At 50.8% G+C, this 17,978-nt stretch carries 21 protein-coding genes; 11 read left to right on the plus strand and 10 right to left on the minus strand.

Annotated elements, in window-relative coordinates; translation table 11 throughout:
• Nucleotides 1–18: 18 nt before the first annotated feature.
• Nucleotides 19–402 (plus strand): MDR efflux pump AcrAB transcriptional activator MarA, encoded by a 384-nt coding sequence (gene marA, locus EOS97_RS21785; RefSeq protein ID WP_000091194.1) that lies wholly within the window; start codon nt 19–21, stop codon nt 400–402.
• Nucleotides 403–430: 28 nt separating this feature from the next.
• On the plus strand, nt 431–646 hold the full coding sequence (marB, locus tag EOS97_RS21790; protein WP_000783051.1) for a multiple antibiotic resistance protein MarB: 216 nt from the start codon (nt 431–433) through the stop codon (nt 644–646).
• 118 nt (nt 647–764) lie between these two features.
• Here the strand turns inward: marB and eamA are convergent, their stop codons facing one another.
• Nucleotides 765–1,667 carry an O-acetylserine/cysteine exporter gene (eamA, locus tag EOS97_RS21795; RefSeq protein WP_127836197.1) on the minus strand — a complete coding sequence of 301 codons (903 nt, stop codon included), beginning with the start codon at nt 1,665–1,667 and terminating at the stop codon, nt 765–767.
• Nucleotides 1,668–1,894: 227 nt separating this feature from the next.
• Here eamA and ydeE point away from each other — a divergent pair, with 227 nt between their 5' ends.
• Nucleotides 1,895–3,082, plus strand: coding sequence for an efflux MFS transporter YdeE (gene ydeE, locus EOS97_RS21800; protein WP_001068055.1), 1,188 nt, complete (start codon nt 1,895–1,897; stop codon nt 3,080–3,082).
• Between the two features lie 246 nt (nt 3,083–3,328).
• On the plus strand, nt 3,329–3,424 hold the full coding sequence (mgtS, locus tag EOS97_RS21805; protein WP_000901531.1) for a protein MgtS: 96 nt from the start codon (nt 3,329–3,331) through the stop codon (nt 3,422–3,424).
• Nucleotides 3,425–3,770: 346 nt separating this feature from the next.
• On the opposite strand, the gene EOS97_RS21815 is transcribed toward mgtS, so the two are convergent.
• Nucleotides 3,771–4,163 (minus strand): YdeI family stress tolerance OB fold protein, encoded by a 393-nt coding sequence (locus tag EOS97_RS21815; protein WP_000776349.1) that lies wholly within the window; start codon nt 4,161–4,163, stop codon nt 3,771–3,773.
• Nucleotides 4,164–4,589: 426 nt separating this feature from the next.
• Between EOS97_RS21815 and EOS97_RS21820 the strand changes: the two genes are divergently transcribed.
• Nucleotides 4,590–5,117: a 2-oxo-tetronate isomerase gene (locus EOS97_RS21820; RefSeq protein WP_001235357.1), complete on the plus strand. Its 528-nt coding sequence runs from the start codon at nt 4,590–4,592 to the stop codon at nt 5,115–5,117.
• Between the two features lie 119 nt (nt 5,118–5,236).
• On the opposite strand, the gene EOS97_RS21825 is transcribed toward EOS97_RS21820, so the two are convergent.
• Complete coding sequence (locus tag EOS97_RS21825) at nt 5,237–5,419, minus strand: general stress protein (protein WP_000807642.1); 183 nt, start codon at nt 5,417–5,419, stop codon at nt 5,237–5,239.
• 344 nt (nt 5,420–5,763) lie between these two features.
• On the minus strand, nt 5,764–7,806 hold the full coding sequence (gene dcp, locus EOS97_RS21835) for a peptidyl-dipeptidase Dcp (RefSeq protein ID WP_000106261.1): 2,043 nt from the start codon (nt 7,804–7,806) through the stop codon (nt 5,764–5,766).
• 138 nt (nt 7,807–7,944) lie between these two features.
• Here dcp and ydfG point away from each other — a divergent pair, with 138 nt between their 5' ends.
• The 3 genes from ydfG (at nt 7,945) to ydfZ (ending at nt 9,892) form a co-directional block, all read left to right on the plus strand.
• Nucleotides 7,945–8,691 carry a bifunctional NADP-dependent 3-hydroxy acid dehydrogenase/3-hydroxypropionate dehydrogenase YdfG gene (gene ydfG, locus EOS97_RS21840; protein WP_000636564.1) on the plus strand — a complete coding sequence of 249 codons (747 nt, stop codon included), beginning with the start codon at nt 7,945–7,947 and terminating at the stop codon, nt 8,689–8,691.
• Between the two features lie 129 nt (nt 8,692–8,820).
• Nucleotides 8,821–9,507, plus strand: a complete 687-nt coding sequence (locus EOS97_RS21845) for a GntR family transcriptional regulator (protein ID WP_000215562.1) — start codon at nt 8,821–8,823, stop codon at nt 9,505–9,507.
• A 181-nt stretch (nt 9,508–9,688) separates the two neighbouring features.
• Entirely contained in the window at nt 9,689–9,892 is a 204-nt protein-coding gene (gene ydfZ, locus EOS97_RS21850; protein ID WP_000989267.1) for a putative selenium delivery protein YdfZ, read from the plus strand.
• A gap of 66 nt (nt 9,893–9,958) precedes the next feature.
• On the opposite strand, the gene EOS97_RS21855 is transcribed toward ydfZ, so the two are convergent.
• The 5 genes from EOS97_RS21855 to EOS97_RS21875 form a co-directional block, all read right to left on the minus strand.
• Complete coding sequence (locus tag EOS97_RS21855; RefSeq protein WP_001181240.1) at nt 9,959–11,425, minus strand: mannitol dehydrogenase family protein; 1,467 nt, start codon at nt 11,423–11,425, stop codon at nt 9,959–9,961.
• A 143-nt stretch (nt 11,426–11,568) separates the two neighbouring features.
• The gene (locus EOS97_RS21860) at nt 11,569–12,948 is read right to left on the minus strand and encodes an MFS transporter (protein ID WP_001804839.1); all 1,380 of its coding nucleotides are present in this window, start codon (nt 12,946–12,948) and stop codon (nt 11,569–11,571) included.
• A 53-nt stretch (nt 12,949–13,001) separates the two neighbouring features.
• Nucleotides 13,002–14,021: a Zn-dependent oxidoreductase gene (locus EOS97_RS21865; RefSeq protein ID WP_000836494.1), complete on the minus strand. Its 1,020-nt coding sequence runs from the start codon at nt 14,019–14,021 to the stop codon at nt 13,002–13,004.
• Nucleotides 14,022–14,031: 10 nt separating this feature from the next.
• Entirely contained in the window at nt 14,032–15,246 is a 1,215-nt protein-coding gene (rspA, locus tag EOS97_RS21870; protein ID WP_000706269.1) for a starvation-sensing protein RspA, read from the minus strand.
• Between the two features lie 121 nt (nt 15,247–15,367).
• Nucleotides 15,368–15,694 (minus strand): YnfA family protein, encoded by a 327-nt coding sequence (locus tag EOS97_RS21875; protein WP_000921389.1) that lies wholly within the window; start codon nt 15,692–15,694, stop codon nt 15,368–15,370.
• A 152-nt stretch (nt 15,695–15,846) separates the two neighbouring features.
• On the opposite strand from EOS97_RS21875, the gene EOS97_RS21880 reads away from it, so the two are divergent.
• Nucleotides 15,847–16,188: a DUF1283 family protein gene (locus EOS97_RS21880; RefSeq protein WP_001066440.1), complete on the plus strand. Its 342-nt coding sequence runs from the start codon at nt 15,847–15,849 to the stop codon at nt 16,186–16,188.
• A 35-nt stretch (nt 16,189–16,223) separates the two neighbouring features.
• Nucleotides 16,224–16,784: a spermidine N1-acetyltransferase gene (speG, locus tag EOS97_RS21885; protein WP_000199997.1), complete on the plus strand. Its 561-nt coding sequence runs from the start codon at nt 16,224–16,226 to the stop codon at nt 16,782–16,784.
• A 40-nt stretch (nt 16,785–16,824) separates the two neighbouring features.
• Here the strand turns inward: speG and EOS97_RS21890 are convergent, their stop codons facing one another.
• The gene (locus EOS97_RS21890) at nt 16,825–17,535 is read right to left on the minus strand and encodes a YnfC family lipoprotein (RefSeq protein WP_000743126.1); all 711 of its coding nucleotides are present in this window, start codon (nt 17,533–17,535) and stop codon (nt 16,825–16,827) included.
• Nucleotides 17,536–17,638: 103 nt separating this feature from the next.
• On the opposite strand from EOS97_RS21890, the gene EOS97_RS21895 reads away from it, so the two are divergent.
• Nucleotides 17,639–17,947 (plus strand): DUF1161 domain-containing protein, encoded by a 309-nt coding sequence (locus EOS97_RS21895; protein WP_000975516.1) that lies wholly within the window; start codon nt 17,639–17,641, stop codon nt 17,945–17,947.
• The last annotated feature ends 31 nt before the right edge of the window (nt 17,948–17,978 follow it).

The following is a 17,978-nucleotide window of genomic DNA, read 5'->3' on the forward strand; positions in this document are numbered from 1 at the left end:
CAAAAAAGAGGTATGACGATGTCCAGACGCAACACTGACGCTATTACTATTCATAGCATTTTGGACTGGATCGAGGATAACCTGGAGTCGCCGCTCTCACTGGAAAAAGTGTCTGAGCGTTCAGGATATTCCAAATGGCACCTGCAACGGATGTTTAAAAAAGAGACCGGTCATTCATTAGGTCAATACATCCGCAGCCGTAAGATGACGGAAATCGCGCAAAAATTAAAAGAGAGCAACGAGCCCATTCTCTATCTGGCGGAACGCTATGGCTTTGAGTCACAGCAAACATTGACCCGGACGTTCAAAAACTACTTTGATGTGCCGCCACACAAATACCGGATCACCAATATGCATGGCGAATCACGGTATATGCTGCCGCTGAACCATGGCAACTACTAGTTTGTTTATGCGCCACGCGAAGAGCACTATGAAAATGCTGTTTCCCGCCCTGCCGGGTCTGTTACTTATCGCCTCCGGATATGGCATTGCAGAACAAACTTTGTTACCTGTGGCGCAAAATAGCCGCGATGTGATGCTGCTGCCCTGTGTAAGCGATCCGCCAAATGACCTTCACCCCGTGAGCGTGAACAGCGATAAGTCAGATGAATTAGGCGTGCCCTATTATAACGACCAACACCTTTAACCTCTTTGCCCCGTTTTGCGGGGCATTTTTTTAGTACCGTCTGGCGATGACAAGTCCGCCGCTATTACCCCGCGGCATGGTCTGAAATTAGCGTTTGTCTTCTTAGTAACATAATGCCTCATCCCCTGACGCGGGCAGTACGGCGCACACGAAATCCAAATACATTGATATAGAGTCCAGCCATAATCAGTACTGCGCCCGCAAGCTGCATCCCGGTCAACGTTTCCCCGAGTAACACCGCGGCGCTCGCCAGCCCGACTACCGGCACCAGCAATGATAACGGCGCCACGCGCCAGGTCTCATAGCGCCCCAGTAACGTGCCCCAGATGCCGTAGCCAAGTATAGTGGCGACAAAAGCCAGATAAAGCAGCGACAATATCGTCGTCATATCGATGGTAATAAGGCTTTGCGTAATGTGATCCGCCCCCTCCAGTAGCAGCGATGACAGCAGGAACGGCAGGATCGGGATCAGCGCGCTCCAGACCACCAGCGACATCACCGCCGGGCGCGGACTATGTTGCATAATTTTTTTATTAAAGATATTGCCGCAGGCCCAGCTAAATGCCGCCGCCAGAGTCAGCATAAATCCCGACATCGCTATATGCTGTCCGTTGAGACTGGCTTCAATCAATACCAGTACACCTATAATCGCCAGGGCGATCCCCGCCAACTGCTTACGTTGTAACCGCTCGCTAAAAGCAAACGCCCCCAAAGCCATGGTAAAAAAGGCCTGCGCCTGTAATACCAACGACGCCAGTCCTGCGGGCATACCAAACTTTATCGCGCAAAAGAGAAAGGCGAACTGCCCAAAGCTTATCGTCAGCCCATAGCCCAGCAACAGCGTAAGCGGGACTTTAGGCCGGGCGACAAAGAAAATTGCCGGAAACGCCACCAGTAAAAATCGTAATCCTGCCAGCAATAATGGCGGCATATGGTGCAGGCCTACTTTGATGACAACAAAATTGAGCCCCCATACGACAACCACCAGTAACGCCAAAAAACCGTCTTTACGCGACATCATCGGCCCCTGTCATTATTAAAATTTTGTAAAAAGGTAAGTTATCGGAAATCAGTGCGCCATAACAGGACTTTTCTTTTTACCGTGAGCATGGCATTGAACAACACACGATGGGCAAAATCCTGCGTTATGGTATGTTAAGACTACGCTATAGCGTATAGACATCATGCTTTTGCGGGCACGGTAGATTAAAACGTCCCGATACGTAACCTCCATTTCAGGCAGGAAAAATGAATCCAGGATTGAGACGTTCGACGTTGGCTCTACTCGCCTCATCGCTGTTATTGACAATTGGACGCGGCGCCACGCTCCCCTTTATGACCATCTATCTTAACCGTCAGTACGGTTTAGGCGTGGATCTGATTGGCTACGCGCTGACCAGCGCGTTAACGATTGGCGTCGTCTTTAGTCTTGGCTTTGGGATTCTGGCGGACAAGTTTGATAAAAAGCGCTACATGTTACTCGCGATTATCGCCTTCGCCTGTGGATTTATCGCCATCCCAATGGTGCATAATGTCGTACTGGTTGTCCTGCTTTTTGCGCTTATTAACTGCGCCTATTCGGTTTTTTCTACCGTCCTGAAAGCCTGGTTCGCCGATAACCTCACCGCGACAACAAAAACGCGGATTTTTTCGCTCAATTATACCGTACTCAATATCGGCTGGACGGTTGGCCCGCCGCTCGGCACGCTGCTGGTGATGCAAAGCATCAATTTACCCTTCTGGCTTGCCGCCATCTGTTCCGCATTCCCGCTGGTCTTTATTCAGGTATGGGTGACACGTTCGGTTGCCGCCAGCGAGGGGAAAAATGCCGCTATCTGGTCTCCCTCCGTTCTGCTGCGCGACAAAGCATTATTGTGGTTTACGCTTTCGGCATTTCTGGCCTCCTTTGTGGGGGGTGCCTTTGCGTCCTGTATTTCACAGTACGTTATGGTCGTTGCCGATAGCGGCTTCGCGGAAAAAGTGGTAGCCGTCGTCCTGCCGGTTAATGCGGTTATTGTGGTCAGTTTGCAATACGCCGTGGGCCGTCGACTTACCGCCGTCAATATTCGACCAATGATGACGACCGGCACCGTCTTTTTTATCGCCGGGCTCATCGGATTTATTTTTTCAGGCGACAATCTGTTTTTTTGGGGGCTTTCAGCGGCAGTATTCACGATTGGCGAAATTATTTATGCCCCCGGCGAATATATGTTAATTGACAACATTGCGCCTGCCGGGATGAAAGCCAGCTATTTTTCAGCGCAATCGCTGGGCTGGCTGGGTGCGGCGGTAAACCCGCTGGCCAGCGGCGTCATCCTGACGACGCTTCCCGCCTGGTCGCTTTTCGTTGTCCTGATAATCGCCATTGTGTTCGCCTGGGCACTGATGTTAAAAGGAATGCGGATTACCCATACGCAGCAGGCTATCACCTGTTAATTATCTGCAGCCAGTGATGTGCGCAGTTTCTGGCGCACTGGGTTAACCCTATATATTGCAGGCTAATTATCTGCTGTCACTGCGATAATTCAGGAATATTCCTGGGCGCTGACGAAAATATTCTAATGCTTTACCCTTCCAGTAAAATAAATACGCAATTCAGACTTTGCTTAAGTATAAATTAGTACTATAGTCTGTACGAGGTTTTTAAAAAAGAGGATGCACGCTAAAATAAGGAGAAACGAGATGTTAGGCAGTATTAACCTTTTTATCGTTGTATTAGGAATTATTTTATTTTCCGGATTTCTGGCCGCCTGGTTCAGTCACAAATGGGATGATTAATGAACGGAGATAATCCCTCGCAGAGCCGGCCCCTTGCTGCATCGTTGCGCAAGGGGCCGCTTTTGTCTGGATGGCAGGCAAAAAAAACCGCCGGTTCACCAGCGGTAAATGCTTGCATGGATAGATTTGTGTTTTGCTTATACGCTACCGGGCAAATTCTTGCGAGGATAACGGATCGCTAACGACTGTAGCACCGTCAATATCAATGAAGCTTAAACGATACGCAACCAGACCTGAATAAGACATTATGGGACCTTTTGTCCCCCAGGCGCTTTTACAAGAGCCATGGTATCAGGCCAGCCGCGTGCCCCGTATGGCTGACCTGGAGATTGCCGGTTAGCGCGCGTTATTTTTGCAGTCGGTTCACGCGAACAAGCGGTTCCTTCGCTTTCTTGTCCAGACTACCGTTAATGTTGATCATTTGATCCGGCTGAACTTGCCGCCCATCAAATACGGCGGAAGGAATTATCACGTTAATCTCGCCGGATTTATCACGAAATACATAGCGATCGTCGCCTTTATGATCAATAAGGTTGCCGCGCAGCGAAACGGTCGCGCCATCATGCAGGGTTTTTGCCTGTTCGATGGTCATTTTTTCTGCATCATCCGTACCACGATAACCATCCTCAATAGCATGAGGCGGCGGCGGTGCCACGTCTTTTTTTAATCCCCCTTGATCATCCGCTAGCGCGTAAGGCATTATCAGAAAACTTAAAAATGCAGCCACCTGTAGTTTCATGCTCTCTCCTTAATAACGTCTATTTGACGTATTAAGTCTGGCCGCTATTTTTAGTTTTTACAAACATGAATTTACCCACAGAATATTAAGCAATAAAATCAACCCATCCGGATTAATATGCAACCGACATCAGCGCCGGTGAGCGCGAAAGCGTAACGGCGTAATAGAGAACTTGCCACATAGCTGAAGTCATATGCATCAACGTCTGGATAGCAATTCAGAATAATCGGCTTTATTTTTGGAGGATAATGGCCTTACGCATAATCAATGACAGTCATCGCCGTAAGAAAGTAAGCAAGTTATGCAACAGCGGGTTTGTTGGTAACTGGATAAAATAATCATTCACTGACAATGTCATAAAATAAATATGCCATACTTGAGAAGAACGAACATATTTCATTTGTCTCTGTAACGGAAAAATAAACGATGAGATTAGAACAGCACGATATTGTCACCCTTGATGAAGCCGAATCCGTCGATAGCCTGACAAAAAAACTTGGTGATTTACTGGTTAACCAGAAACTCCGTCTGACCACTGCAGAATCCTGCACTGGCGGGAAACTGGCTTCAGCATTGTGCGCAGCAGAAGATACGCCCTCATTTTACGGTGTGGGTTATGTCACCTTTACTGATGAAGCCAAAGCAAAAATCTTACGCGTACAACGCCACAGCCTTGCCGAACATACCGCCGTCAGCGAAGCGGTCGTTACTGAAATGGCACAGGGCGCTAAGGATCAGGCTGAGGTCAATATCAGCATAGCAATCAGCGGCTATGGCGGTCCGGAAGGCGGCGAAGATGGCACGCCGGCGGGCACCGTTTGGTTTGCCTGGAATATTAACAATACAACTTTTACAAGCCGACAACATTTCAACGGAGATTGTCAGGAAGTATTGGAAAAATGCGTACGCTTCGCCCTCGCTGAATTGCTTTTTCTGTTAACGAAGAAAGCATAAACAATAATTTCATCTGACCGGTCAGAATAACTCCCGGTCAGAATAAAAAAATGCGAGCCTATGGCCCGCATCGTATGCGCAATATTTCAGAATATATTTACGAAATATCAGGAGTAAAATTAATTGCCGGATTTCCGTCCGCCACTGTGGCTATTCTGGCCACCTTTTTTACCCGCTTCAGATGCACGCTGTGGGTCGTTTTTAAAGTTCCCACCGCTATGCTGGCCGCCTTTACGACCTGCTTCTGAGGCTTTCTCTTTATCTTCTGCAAAATTACCGGAACCGCCGCGATGTTCTGCCATAATATAATCCTCATGATGATGTTGCGTTTTAAATATGATATGTCTTCTCATATCATGTGATACAGTTCTAAATCTAGTCGCCCTGTGCGCAGTGTCAAATTCATTTCTGCATTATTTACATAATACCACCACATAGCGGAAAATATATTTTTTGAAAACATCAACAGCGAAGCGGTAATAAATCTTTGGCAATCAAGCCACCACGGGAAAATAAGTAGAAAAATCCGAATGCACGCCCTCTTTATATTCAGACAATTTAACCCCATAAATTTAACTGGCTGTCATCAGAAGTGCAGGATTCATTTTCAGGCGGTTGTTCGACAGTGCCGAACAACCGTATCAGCTTAGCGATCGAGCCCACGATATTGCAACATGGGGTCAATATGCGGTTCATGTCCACGCCAGGCTGAATAAAGCGTTTCTAAATCAGTACTATTCCCCCGGGAAAGGATAGCATCACGAAAACGCTGCCCGTTTTCACGCGTCAGGCCGCCCTGCTCTACAAACCATTGATAACCGTCATCCGCTAACATTTGCGTCCACAGGTAGGCGTAGTATCCCGCTGCGTAGCCGCCGCCGAAGATATGGGCAAAATAACTGCTGCGATAGCGGGGCGGCACTGCCGGTAAATCAAGATGCTCGGCGGCCAGCGCCTGCTGCTCGAACTCAGCGACAGACTGCTCTGCTACGCTCTCCTCCAGCATATGCCAGCGCATATCCAGCAATGCGGCGCCGAGCAATTCAGTCATATCGTAACCTTTATTAAATAAACTCGCCTTGCGCATTTTTTCCTGTAAATCAGCAGGCATTTTTTCACCGCTGTCGACATGACGCGCGTAGCGTTCGAACACACGTGGATGGCTCGCCCAATGCTCATTAATCTGGGAGGGAAACTCGACAAAGTCGCGGGGCGTATTGGTACCTGAAAGCGTGGCATAGCGCTGAACGGCAAACAAACCATGTAACGTATGGCCAAACTCATGGAAGAGTGTAATAACGTCGTCCCAAAGCAGTAATGCAGGCTGCCCATCAACCGGTTTCTGATAGTTACATACATTGTATATAACGGGCCGGGTTTCATTGAGTGTGGATTGCTCGACAAAATTCCCCATCCACGCGCCGCCGCTTTTCGAGTCCCGCGCGAAGAAGTCGCCATAAAATAACGCCATGCCGACACCATCGGAGTCGAAAATCTCCCACACCCTAACATCAGGGTGGTACACCGGAATGTCAAAACGCTCGACGAAGGTGATGCCGAATAGCTGGTTGGCGGTCCAGAAAACCCCCTCTTGCAACACCGTATTTAAGGCAAAATAGGGCTTCAGTTGCGCTTCATCTAACGCATATTTTTCCCGCCGTACCTGTTCGGCATAGAACATCCAGTCCCAGGCCTGAACGGTGTAGCCGCCCTGCTCACCATCAATGACGTTCTGAATTTCCGCCTGTTCATTGAGTACACGCTGACGCGCTGGCGGCACAATGCCACGCATAAAGCTCAGTGCGGCTTGCGGCGTTTTCGCCATCTGATCGGCCATTTTCCATGCGGCATAATTGGGGAAACCCAGCAGTTTTGCCTGACAGCGACGAATCTCTACCAGACGCTGAACGATAGCGCGGGTATCGTGGGCATCTCCTTTTTCCGCCCGAGTCCATGACGCTGCGAATAAATTTTCGCGAGTCTGGCGATCGCGCAGTGTAGCAAGCGCAGGCTGTTGCGTCGTATTAAGGAGCGGAATGAACCAGCGCTCCTCCAGGCCTTTTTCACGCGCCGCTTCAGCAGCGACGGTCATTTCTTCCGGGCTTAATCCTGCCAGGCAATGCGCGTCATCGACCGCCAGCCCGCCCGCTTTACTTGCCGCCAGCAGACGCTGATTAAACTGGCTCATTAAGGTCGCGGATTCAGTATTCAATACCTTCAGTCGCGCTTTATCCTCTTCGGCCAGCTGCGCGCCTGCCAACACAAAACGCTGATGGATAACATCGACCAACCGTAGCGACTCATCATCCAGCCCCAGTGAGTGACGCTGTTGCCAGACGGCATCCACGCGAGCGAATAACGCGCTATTCAGATAAATATCGTTGGAGAGCGCCGCCAGCTCGGCAGAAAAGGCCTCATCCAACCGCTGGAGTTCATCGTTAGTGTGCGCGGCCGTCATCGCGAAAAAAACGCTGGTGACGCGTGACAGAAGCGCCCCGCTTTGCTCCAGCGCCAGAAGCGTATTCGTAAAGTCAGGGGCCGCCGGATGATTGACGATGGCCTCGATTTCTACGCGTTTTTGCCGCACGCCCTCATCAAAAGCAGGACGATAATGGCAATCTTTGATCCGATCAAAACGCGGTGCCTGATAAGGCAACATACTCTGGTCTAACAAAGGATTCGTCGACATTTTTCACTCCTGAAAATAGGTTGATCATAAGAGTAAGCTTCCCCCTATGCTGACCGCAACCGTGTTAACCAGGATTACCCTTTCATAAACGCCGCGTGCTATGGTAATACAACACAAAAAGCGTTGAGGAACTGTGTGATGATCGTTTTAGTAACTGGAGCAACCGCAGGGTTTGGCGAGTGCATTGCACGCCGTTTTGTTGAGAATGGACATAAAGTCATTGCCACGGGACGTCGTCATGAACGCCTGCAAGCGTTAAAAGATGAGCTTGGCGAGAACGTATTGACCGCTCAACTGGACGTGCGCAACCGCGCGGCCATCGAAGAGATGATGGCCTCTCTGCCTGCGCAGTGGCGCGATATTGATGTGCTGGTCAATAACGCCGGTCTGGCGCTGGGTCTTGAACCGGCGCATAAAGCCAGCGTAGAAGACTGGGAAACTATGATCGATACTAATAATAAAGGCTTAATTTATATGACCCGCGCCGTGCTGCCAGGAATGGTCGAACGTAATCGCGGTCATATCATTAACATCGGTTCGACCGCCGGCAGTTGGCCTTATGCTGGTGGCAATGTCTATGGCGCGACGAAAGCCTTTGTGCGCCAGTTTAGCCTGAATTTGCGCACGGATTTACACGGCACGGCGGTTCGCGTGACCGACATTGAACCGGGTCTGGTTGGCGGTACCGAGTTTTCCAGCGTCCGTTTCAAAGGCGACGATGAGAAAGCGGGTAAAACTTACGAAAATACCACCGCGCTCACGCCAGAAGACATTACCGAAGCGGTATGGTGGGTGGCCACACTCCCCGCGCATGTGAATATTAATACCGTTGAAATGATGCCTGTTACCCAATCTTTCGCAGGGCTCAGCGTCCACCGTAGCTAAGAGGTTATACCCGGTCTGCGGGCCGGGTAATCCCTGGCAAACGTATCTGCAACCAAGAACATGATCGGTATAGACCACCACGGAAAAGTGGTAGAGTATCCGGGTCAACCGCCTAAAAAGTAAGAATGAATGACCGTCGAAACGCAGCTTAACCCTACACAGCCTGTCAACCAGCAAATTTACCGTATTCTTCGGCGTGATATCGTGCATTGTCTTATCCCGCCTGGCACACCGCTATCAGAAAAAGAGGTCTCAACCCGTTTTAACGTTTCGCGTCAACCGGTGCGCGAGGCTTTTATAAAGCTGGCGGAAAATGGGTTGATTCAGATCCGCCCTCAGCGCGGTAGTTATGTGAATAAGATTTCGCTTTCTCAGGTACAGAATGGCTGCTTTGTTCGGCAGGCGATCGAATGCGCGGTGGTCCGCCGTGCGGCGGCGATGATCACCGACAACCAGTGCTATCAACTGGCACAAAACCTGCACCTGCAACATATTGCTATCGAGCGCAAACAGATTGATGATTTTTTCCAGCTTGATGACGATTTCCACCAAAAACTGGCGCAGATCGCCGATTGCCAGTTAGCGTGGGATACCATTGAAAATATCAAAGCGACAATCGACCGGGTTCGCTATATGAGTCTGGATCATGTTTCTCCGCCGGAGATGTTGTTGCGCCAGCACCATGATATTTTCTCCGCGCTGGAAAATCGTGACGGCAATGCGGTTGAGAGCGCAATGACCCAGCATTTGCAGGAAATTAGCGAATCCGTCCAGCTTATCCGTCAGGAAAACAGCGGCTGGTTTAGCGAAGACTAACCCCCCTTTAACGTCGGGGTGAGACGCCTTCTCCGCTTTCTCACCCTGCACATTCCCGCCTAAAAAGCCGTGAGCTTGATCAAAAACAAAAAAAATTCGCAACGATAAGCGTATTTATATGACGCCCGTCATGCGGGGAAACCTGCGGGCTTTGGCTGTAAGTTTGAAAGGAGAAAACACCATGATGACATACGATCGTAACCGTAACGCAATCACTACCGGTAGCCGGGTCATGATAAGCGGCACGGGTCATACCGGGATTATCAAAGCCATTGAGAGCGAAGGTCTGGATGCAGGTCAAATTCGCCGCGGCAAAACGGTGATTGTCGAAGGTTGTGAAGGTAAATTCGCGCCGGTCGAACTGATTCGTCTTGGCATGAACTGATACCACTGGCCGCTAAGAACCGCTCCGGCCTTCCCGGTAGCATAATGCTACCGGGTCTCTGTTGCGCTACTTCAACCGCTCGGCATATTTCGCCACGCTCGCTTTCGCGCCATATGTCAGTAAACTGTCATAGGCTTCTTGCACTTTTTGCGTAAACCGCGCCGCCTGCGGCAAATCGTTGCCGAAAATTTCAGCCATTCCCAGCAGCGCCTTAACACGACTGGCGCCTTCTTCACTGTTTGCCACGGCGCGCTGAATAACCGGCAATAGCGGATCGCTAATGTCGATGGCCTTGCCCTGCTCATCCACGCCGCCAACGTAACGCATCCACCCCGCTACGCCCAGCGCCAGCAAATCAAAATCGCTATGATTAGCAAGATGCCAGCGAACGGAGTCCAGCATACGCTGCGGAAGTTTCTGGCTACCATCCATCGCAATCTGCCAGGTACGATGACGCAGCGCCGGATTACGGTAACGCGCAATCAACTGATCGGCATAACGCTGTAAATCTACCCCCTGGACTTTCAGCGTGGGCGCCTGCTCGCGTAACATTAACGCCTGCGCGGTCAGACGATAGTTGTCGTCAGCCATGCAGTCATTGATATGCTGATAGCCGGCAAGATACCCCAGATAAGCCAGGAATGAATGACTGCCGTTAAGCATTCGCAGTTTCATCTCTTCAAACGGAACCACGTCGGCGACCAACGTCGCGCCCGCGTTTTCCCACTGCGGACGACCCGCCACAAACGTATCTTCTATCACCCACTGGCGAAACGGTTCACAGGCAACGCCCGCCGGATCGCGCACGCCGGTCAGTTGTTCGATTTTATCCAGCGTCTCCGGCGTGACCGCAGGGACAATCCGATCAACCATGGTTGACGGAAATGTCACGTTTTGCTCGATCCATATCGCCAGTTCCGCATCCACCTCCCGGGCGTAAGCCGTCACAACCTGACGCGTCACATGCCCATTTTCCGGCATGTTGTCGCAGGACATCACGGTAAATGCCGGTAAGCCTGCGGCTTTACGACGCGCTAACGCTTCGACAATAATACCCGGTGCCGTTAGCGGTTGATGCGGATTTTGCAGGTCGGCGGCAATCATGGGATGTTCCAGCAGAAGTTGGCCCGTGGCTGGCGAATGACAATACCCTTTCTCGGTAATGGTCAGAGACACAATCGCTATTTGCGGTTCGCACATCGCCGCCAACACACGTTCCAGACCATCAACCTGAACATGCAACGCCGCTTTGACGACGCCCACCACACGCGCCGTCCAGGCATCCGCCGACATCTCCGCCACGGTATAGAGGTTATCCTGCTGCTTTAGATCGGCAATCTGCTGTTCGCCGCCAATAAGATTAACCTCATAATAGCCCCAGTCGCTATGCTGCTCCGCAGCCAGAATATCTGTATAAACCCCCTGATGCGCGCGATGAAACGCGCCAAAACCGAGATGGACCATCCGCGCCGCCAGCGCCGCGCGATCGTAATCAGGAAGCGTCGCCTTTGCCGATAAAAGCCTGTTTTGCATTTTATAACCTCTATATTCTGAAAGCGGAACAGTCGCAGAGTAACGCCTGCCCTGGTGCATTTGGATTTACGCTAATTAAACAAAAGTGACCGGACAGCATGGCCGAAACCGCATTAGCGTTCCGGCCATACCGCCAACACGATTTAACTCGTCTGAGTTGCGGAGTGGCGTAACTTCTCTGCCGCTGTCGCTTCCGCCGCATCCTCAGGCAAGCTCAGATCGCGATCTCTGACCTCCGGCATCAACAACGCAGAAATCAGACCAATACACGAGTAGATCACCAGCATAATTAAGATGGGCAGCCAGGAATCGGTCATGTTACAAAAGATCCCTGCGAGGACGGGGCCAAAACCGACCGCCACCAGCCCCCCTGCCTCTTTTGAAATCGCCATCCGGGTGAAGCGATTACGCGATCCGAAAATTTCCGCCATGGTGATGTTTTCCAGCGCAAATAATCCCAGCACGGCAAAGTTATGAATAACAATGAGCGCCGCCATAATTACGCTAGGGCTATACGTTTTATCTACCACAATAGACAGCATCGGCCAGGCGAGGATAATCGCGGAGATATTCAATATTATATACGGCAGCCGACGACCGTATTTATCGGACAACCACCCCAAGAGTGGGATAGTGATAAAACCAATTACGGAACTTATCATTAACGCATCGGTTGGGATAGATTTGTTAAATAATAACGTCTGAACTAAATATCCGGCAAGGAAGGTTTGAATAAGCCCCGAATTCCCCGCTTGTCCAAAACGTAAACCGGTGGCCAGCCAGAAAGATTTGCTGGTAAACATCGCGCCCAATGTATTTTCTGACGCAGGCGCTAACGCTGGCGATTTTTCGCCTTCGCTTACTTTTTCGAATACCGGACTTTCTTTCAGATTCATTCGCAGCCAGATCGCGAATATCATGACAACGACGCTCGCCAGGAAAGGAATACGCCATCCCCAGGCGATCAGTTGTTCGCGTTCAAGCGCAAAGAACATCACCGCCCAGATCGCCGTCGCGCTCAACGTACCGCAATTGGTGCCCATCGCGACCAGCGAGGAAATGATGCCACGCTTTCCTTTCGGCGCATACTCGGCCAGCATGGTACCCGCGCCGGAAATTTCCGCCCCGGCGCCCAGCCCCTGTATAATTCGCAATGTCACCAGTAATACTGGCGCAAAAATGCCGATTTGCGCATACGTCGGCAGTACGCCAATCAGCGTGGTGCAGATCCCCATCATGGTGATGGTAATAAACAATACTTTTTTTCGTCCGATGCGGTCGCCCATTTTACCAAAAACAAAGGCGCCGATAATTCTGGCTATATAACCTGCACCATAGGTGCCCATTGCCAGAATAAGCGCCATCGCGGCAGACTGTTCCGGAAAAAATATCTCATGGAAGACCAGAGCCGCGCCTAGTGAATATAACTGAAAATCCATAAATTCAAGCGCGGTGCCTAACCAGCCAGATACGGCAGCGCGCACTAAATCCTGAGTCGATCGTTCATGCTTTATTTGTGTCATATAGGCAATCTCTAAGAGGTAAGATGCGTACCACTTACTCGCAATTATTTATATTATTTCGCAAACGTGAGTAAGACTTTGCAGCATTGACGCTGGTCTTTCTCGAAAAGCTCAATCGCGTCGGTGACATGTTGATAATCAAATGTATGCGTTATCAGCTTATCCGGATCAATAAGCCCTTTATTCAGCCAGTCAATCACGACCGGGAATTTATTGGCATTAAGACGCGATGAATAAATAGCCAGCTCTTTTCCGGTAATACCCTGCTGTACAATCTCACACGGGTCGCTGGAAAATCCCATCAGGACAATGCGTGCCGCAGGCGATGCAAGGGTAATCGCCTCTTGCAGGATAGCGGGATGACAGGCGGCATCGACAATCAAGGTCGGTTTTAGCGCCTTCTGCTGTAGAAATTCCGCCAGTGAATGTTGACCATTATTGAGGGTCCAGTCAGCGCCGCTCTGCTTCGCCATTGCTAAACGCTCTTCAATGCGATCAACGACTATGACCGTTTTAACCTGATAAACCCCCTTCAGCGCCTGTACGGTCGTCAGTCCCATCGGGCCTGCGCCATAGATAAGCGCCACGTCCTGCTCGGTCGGATTCACTTGCCCCGTCACATTTGCCGCAATGGTAAACGGCTCAACCATGACGGCATGATGATCTGCGATGTTGTCCGGTATGCGATGAGCATTACGGGCCGGCGCCACCGCATACTCGCTGAAACCGCCGTCACGATGCACGCCCAGCACCACCAGCGAGGTACACACATTGGGTTTACCGACTGAACAAGGGTAACAATGCCCGCAACTGATCACCGGATCGACGGATACCCGTTCTCCTATCCGGTCGCGATTGACGTTGTCGCCTACCGCGTCGATGACACCGAAAAATTCATGGCCTATGACACGGGGATATTTTGCAAAGGGATTATGTCCCCGATAAATATGACTGTCGGAACCGCAGATACCCGCCAGTTTCACTTTAATACGAACTTCACCCGGCGCAGGCTGCGGAAGCGCGCGCGTTTCGATAGTTAATGTATTCGGTTTTTCGATTACGATGCTTTTCATTTTTCGCTCCTTACCAGTTCCACAGTGTGCCGTCTTCCAGGCGGGCCACCGGCAAATAGGCTGGATCGTACGGATATTTCGCCGCCAGTTTTTCATCGAACTCAATGCCCAGTCCTGGCTTGTCGCCCGGATGCATATAGCCGCCCTCGAACGTCCAGTTATGCGGGAAAACCTCCAGCATCTGTTCGGAGTAGCCCATAAACTCCTGCACGCCAAAGTTAGGCACCCACAGGTCGAAATGTAATGCAGCGGCCATACAAACCGGCGACAGATCGGACGGCCCATGCGAACCGGTACGCACCTGGTAGAGCGAGGCAAAATCGGCAATGCGGCGCATCCCGGTAATACCACCGGCATGGGTAAGCGTGGTGCGGATATAGTCAATCAATTGCTCTTCAATGAGCTGTTTGCAATCCCAGATACTGTTAAAGACTTCGCCTACCGCAATCGGCGTGACCGTATGCTGGCGGATGAGGCGGAAGCACGCCTGATTTTCAGCCGGCGTCGGGTCTTCCATCCAGAACAAACGATAGTCTTCAATACTTTTGCCAAAGCGGGCAGCCTCAATAGGCGTCAGTCGGTGATGCATATCGTGCAGAAGATGTTCATTAAAACCGAACGTATTACGCACGGCGTCAAACAGCTTTGGCGTAAAATCGAGATACTTTTCCGTTGACCACAATTGTTCTTCCGGCCACTGGCCTTTTGTCGCGGGCTCATAGGCCAGCCCCTTGCCTTTCGCCATGCCGTAGGTGGTTTTCATCCCCGGAACGCCGCACTGCACGCGGATTGCTTTGAACCCTTGCTCTTTATGACGCGCGTAGTCTTCCAGCACATCGTCGATGGTGTGACCTGTGGTATGGCAATACACCATGACGCCTTCACGCGAAGCGCCGCCGAGTAACTGATACAACGGCATATTGGCGGCTTTGGCTTTAATATCCCATAGCGCCATATCAACCGCGGAAATGGCGGACATGGTGACAGGGCCACGGCGCCAGTACGCGCCTTTGTAGAAGAACTGCCAGATATCTTCGATGCGGCGAGCATCCCGCCCGATGAGCTGTGGGCACAGGTGATCGGTAAGGTACGAGGCCACCGGGAGCTCGCGTCCGTTCAGGGTGGCATCCCCCAGACCGGTGATCCCGTCTTCCGTGGTTATCTTTAAGGTGACGAAGTTACGCCCTGGACACGTAACAAAAACTTCAGCCCCTACAATCTTCATGTTTATTCCTTACATCGCATTATGGGATGCAGGAAATTTACCCAACTGAGCTACTACCATACAAGTATATTGATGTAAAAAGCGCTGCCAGATCACAAAATGTTCTGGTCGCGCGGCAATGTTACGTACGTCCCCATCCGACGACGATAATCAGCATTCCACACAGCGCGATCAGCGCGCCGCACCAGTCATAAACCGTGAGCCGGACGCCATCGACAACACGTAACCACAGGAGCGCAGTACAGACATATACCCCACCGTAAGCCGCATAAACCCGCCCACTCGCCGCCGGATGCAAGGTCAAAAGCCAGACGAATAACGCGAGTGACGCGGCGGCGGGCAGAAGCCACCACACGCTGGCGCCGCGCTTAAGCCATAGCCAGGGAAGAAAACATCCAATGATTTCACAGAGGGCGGTGACAAAGAAAAGCAGAGTCGTCTTTAGCATGAGATTCATTTGGTTACGAAATGATAAGTGATAATACAACAGAATATCGTTACGGTTATCCGGCCATTCTTGTGTATATGCCAGGCATAAGGATTGGTGTAGAATTTACAGGTGGTTTACCGCTTTTTCCCCTCTAATGAAAGGATGTTGTGATGAACAATACGCTGAGCAAACGCCTGTGCCTGACGGCAATGCTTACGTTGGCGGCCGTTGTATATACTACTTCCGCATTCGCTGAAACCAGTAAACTGGTGATTGAATCGGGAGATAGCGCACAAAGTCGTCAGGAAGCGGCGATGGAAAAGGAACAATGGAACGACACTCGCAGTCTGCGCCAGAAAGTGAATACCCGCGCAGAAAAAGAGTGGGACAAAGCCGATGCCGCCTTTGATAACCGCGATAAATGCGAGCAAAGCGCCAACATCAACGCCTATTGGGAGCCCAATACGCTGCGGTGTCTGGATCGTCGTACAGGTCGCGTTATTACGCCCTGATGCAGGATAACTAAAAGGAAGTGTAAGGATACAGTATGACAAGTGACTACAAGGTCAGACTGCGCCCGCTTGAGCGTGAAGATTTACGATTTGTCCACCAGCTTGATAATAATGCCAGCGTTATGCGTTACTGGTTTGAAGAGCCATATGAGGCTTTTGTCGAACTGTCGGATCTCTACGACAAACACATCCACGACCAAAGCGAACGGCGCTTTGTCGTCGAATGCGATGGTGAAAACGCCGGGCTGGTAGAACTGGTGGAAATTAACCATGTGCATCGGCGGGCGGAATTTCAGATTATTATCTCGCCGGAGTACCAGGGAAAAGGCCTGGCGTCACGCGCGGCCAAACTGGCGATGGATTACGGATTTACCGTACTCAATCTCTATAAATTGTATTTGATCGTCGATAAAGAGAATGAAAAAGCGATTCACATCTACCGTAAACTCGGGTTTAGGGTAGAAGGCGAGCTGATTCATGAGTTCTTCATTAACGGCGAATACCGTAACACCATCCGCATGTGTATCTTCCAGCAGCAGTATCTGGATGAACATAAAACGTCCGGTTCTACGCTCCTGAAACCCACCGCGCAGTAAACGCGGCGCGGTAGTCACGGAGAGTCGCACCGCGCCCGGTTTAGTAGTAATCGATACGATTTTTAATGGTGTAATGGTGGGATACTGCCGGCTTAACGCTCTCATCGACGATAACAAGCCGGCAGTCAACAGGGTTCGCGTACGTATCATATTCGCAGCTCTGTGTGACGTTGCCGACCTGTCGATCATCCACCCGGCTGACTGCCGTGTAATCCAGCTTTTTACGCGGGTCCGCGGAGGGTTTTGCCGTCACAGAGAGCGTATTCTGCGAGTTTATGGTTGTCTTACCTAGCGGATAACCTTCGCTATCATAGCGATACTCGACTTTCATCTCTTTGCCCGTCGCCGATACCACAAAACCGTTGTCGTCCGTTTCCCAGGTCACGCCCGCCGAAGGCAACGCCGCCAGCTGGCACTTCCCCTGTAACTGCACTTTTTTTTCCAGCGTCTGAGCATCCCGGTAATAATTGGCATCCAGCACGAGCGCCAGCCCCGTATTATTCTCCAGATCGTGTAACTCAAGCGTATCAAAACAGCCTTCCTGTGAAAGCGTACCGGTGACCTGCTTCGCCACTTCGCCATTCTCACTCATCAATGTCTGGCTGAAATCCCTTACCGGACCACGTAATGGATCAAAATCAAATTCGTTCGAAAAACTGGCCATTTCCGGCGTAAAAGACTCAAGGGATTTCGGGTTATCACAACCTGCCAGTATCATGCACAATAACGTCAGTAAAAGGGGTTTCTTCACACGTATCACCAGGATGAAAAGATATTTATCATCATATTAGCAAATACAGTTATTTACACGAAAAATGCTAAGCTTAGAACATCGTCATTAATCACAGGAGTTCATGATGAAAATCGCAACTGCAATAGCCGCTCTGGCGTTAGTTAGCGCCCCCTCGCTGGTGATGGCGGCACCGGGATCGTGCGAGAGAGTAAAAAGCGATATTGAACAACGTATCATCAATAACGGCGTGCCGGCGGATAATTTTACGCTCACTATCGTTCCTAACGACCAGGCCGATCAGCCGGACTCACAGGTGGTGGGCCATTGCGCGAACGACACGCATAAAATTCTTTATACCCGCACCAGCAGCGGCAATGCGCCAGCCAATACCTCTCCCGCTCAGGACGGTTCATCCGCCGAACCGCAATAACCTCCTCCTGCCCTCCGGGTCCGGAGGGTAA

Source organism: Salmonella sp. SSDFZ54 (genome assembly GCF_004010735.1).
Lineage (GTDB): Bacteria > Pseudomonadota > Gammaproteobacteria > Enterobacterales > Enterobacteriaceae > Salmonella > Salmonella enterica.

What these genes read in the sequence shown, in the direction of transcription:
- marA (WP_000091194.1), top strand. Translation starts at nt 19, where the DNA reads ATGTCCAGACGCAACACTGACGCTATTACTATTCATAGCATTTTGGAC.
- marB (WP_000783051.1), top strand. Translation starts at nt 431, where the DNA reads ATGAAAATGCTGTTTCCCGCCCTGCCGGGTCTGTTACTTATCGCCTCC.
- eamA (WP_127836197.1), bottom strand. Translation starts at nt 1,667, where the DNA reads ATGATGTCGCGTAAAGACGGTTTTTTGGCGTTACTGGTGGTTGTCGTA.
- ydeE (WP_001068055.1), top strand. Translation starts at nt 1,895, where the DNA reads ATGAATCCAGGATTGAGACGTTCGACGTTGGCTCTACTCGCCTCATCG.
- mgtS (WP_000901531.1), top strand. Translation starts at nt 3,329, where the DNA reads ATGTTAGGCAGTATTAACCTTTTTATCGTTGTATTAGGAATTATTTTA.
- EOS97_RS21815 (WP_000776349.1), bottom strand. Translation starts at nt 4,163, where the DNA reads ATGAAACTACAGGTGGCTGCATTTTTAAGTTTTCTGATAATGCCTTAC.
- EOS97_RS21820 (WP_001235357.1), top strand. Translation starts at nt 4,590, where the DNA reads ATGAGATTAGAACAGCACGATATTGTCACCCTTGATGAAGCCGAATCC.
- EOS97_RS21825 (WP_000807642.1), bottom strand. Translation starts at nt 5,419, where the DNA reads ATGGCAGAACATCGCGGCGGTTCCGGTAATTTTGCAGAAGATAAAGAG.
- dcp (WP_000106261.1), bottom strand. Translation starts at nt 7,806, where the DNA reads ATGTCGACGAATCCTTTGTTAGACCAGAGTATGTTGCCTTATCAGGCA.
- ydfG (WP_000636564.1), top strand. Translation starts at nt 7,945, where the DNA reads ATGATCGTTTTAGTAACTGGAGCAACCGCAGGGTTTGGCGAGTGCATT.
- EOS97_RS21845 (WP_000215562.1), top strand. Translation starts at nt 8,821, where the DNA reads ATGACCGTCGAAACGCAGCTTAACCCTACACAGCCTGTCAACCAGCAA.
- ydfZ (WP_000989267.1), top strand. Translation starts at nt 9,689, where the DNA reads ATGATGACATACGATCGTAACCGTAACGCAATCACTACCGGTAGCCGG.
- EOS97_RS21855 (WP_001181240.1), bottom strand. Translation starts at nt 11,425, where the DNA reads ATGCAAAACAGGCTTTTATCGGCAAAGGCGACGCTTCCTGATTACGAT.
- EOS97_RS21860 (WP_001804839.1), bottom strand. Translation starts at nt 12,948, where the DNA reads ATGACACAAATAAAGCATGAACGATCGACTCAGGATTTAGTGCGCGCT.
- EOS97_RS21865 (WP_000836494.1), bottom strand. Translation starts at nt 14,021, where the DNA reads ATGAAAAGCATCGTAATCGAAAAACCGAATACATTAACTATCGAAACG.
- rspA (WP_000706269.1), bottom strand. Translation starts at nt 15,246, where the DNA reads ATGAAGATTGTAGGGGCTGAAGTTTTTGTTACGTGTCCAGGGCGTAAC.
- EOS97_RS21875 (WP_000921389.1), bottom strand. Translation starts at nt 15,694, where the DNA reads ATGCTAAAGACGACTCTGCTTTTCTTTGTCACCGCCCTCTGTGAAATC.
- EOS97_RS21880 (WP_001066440.1), top strand. Translation starts at nt 15,847, where the DNA reads ATGAACAATACGCTGAGCAAACGCCTGTGCCTGACGGCAATGCTTACG.
- speG (WP_000199997.1), top strand. Translation starts at nt 16,224, where the DNA reads ATGACAAGTGACTACAAGGTCAGACTGCGCCCGCTTGAGCGTGAAGAT.
- EOS97_RS21895 (WP_000975516.1), top strand. Translation starts at nt 17,639, where the DNA reads ATGATGAAAATCGCAACTGCAATAGCCGCTCTGGCGTTAGTTAGCGCC.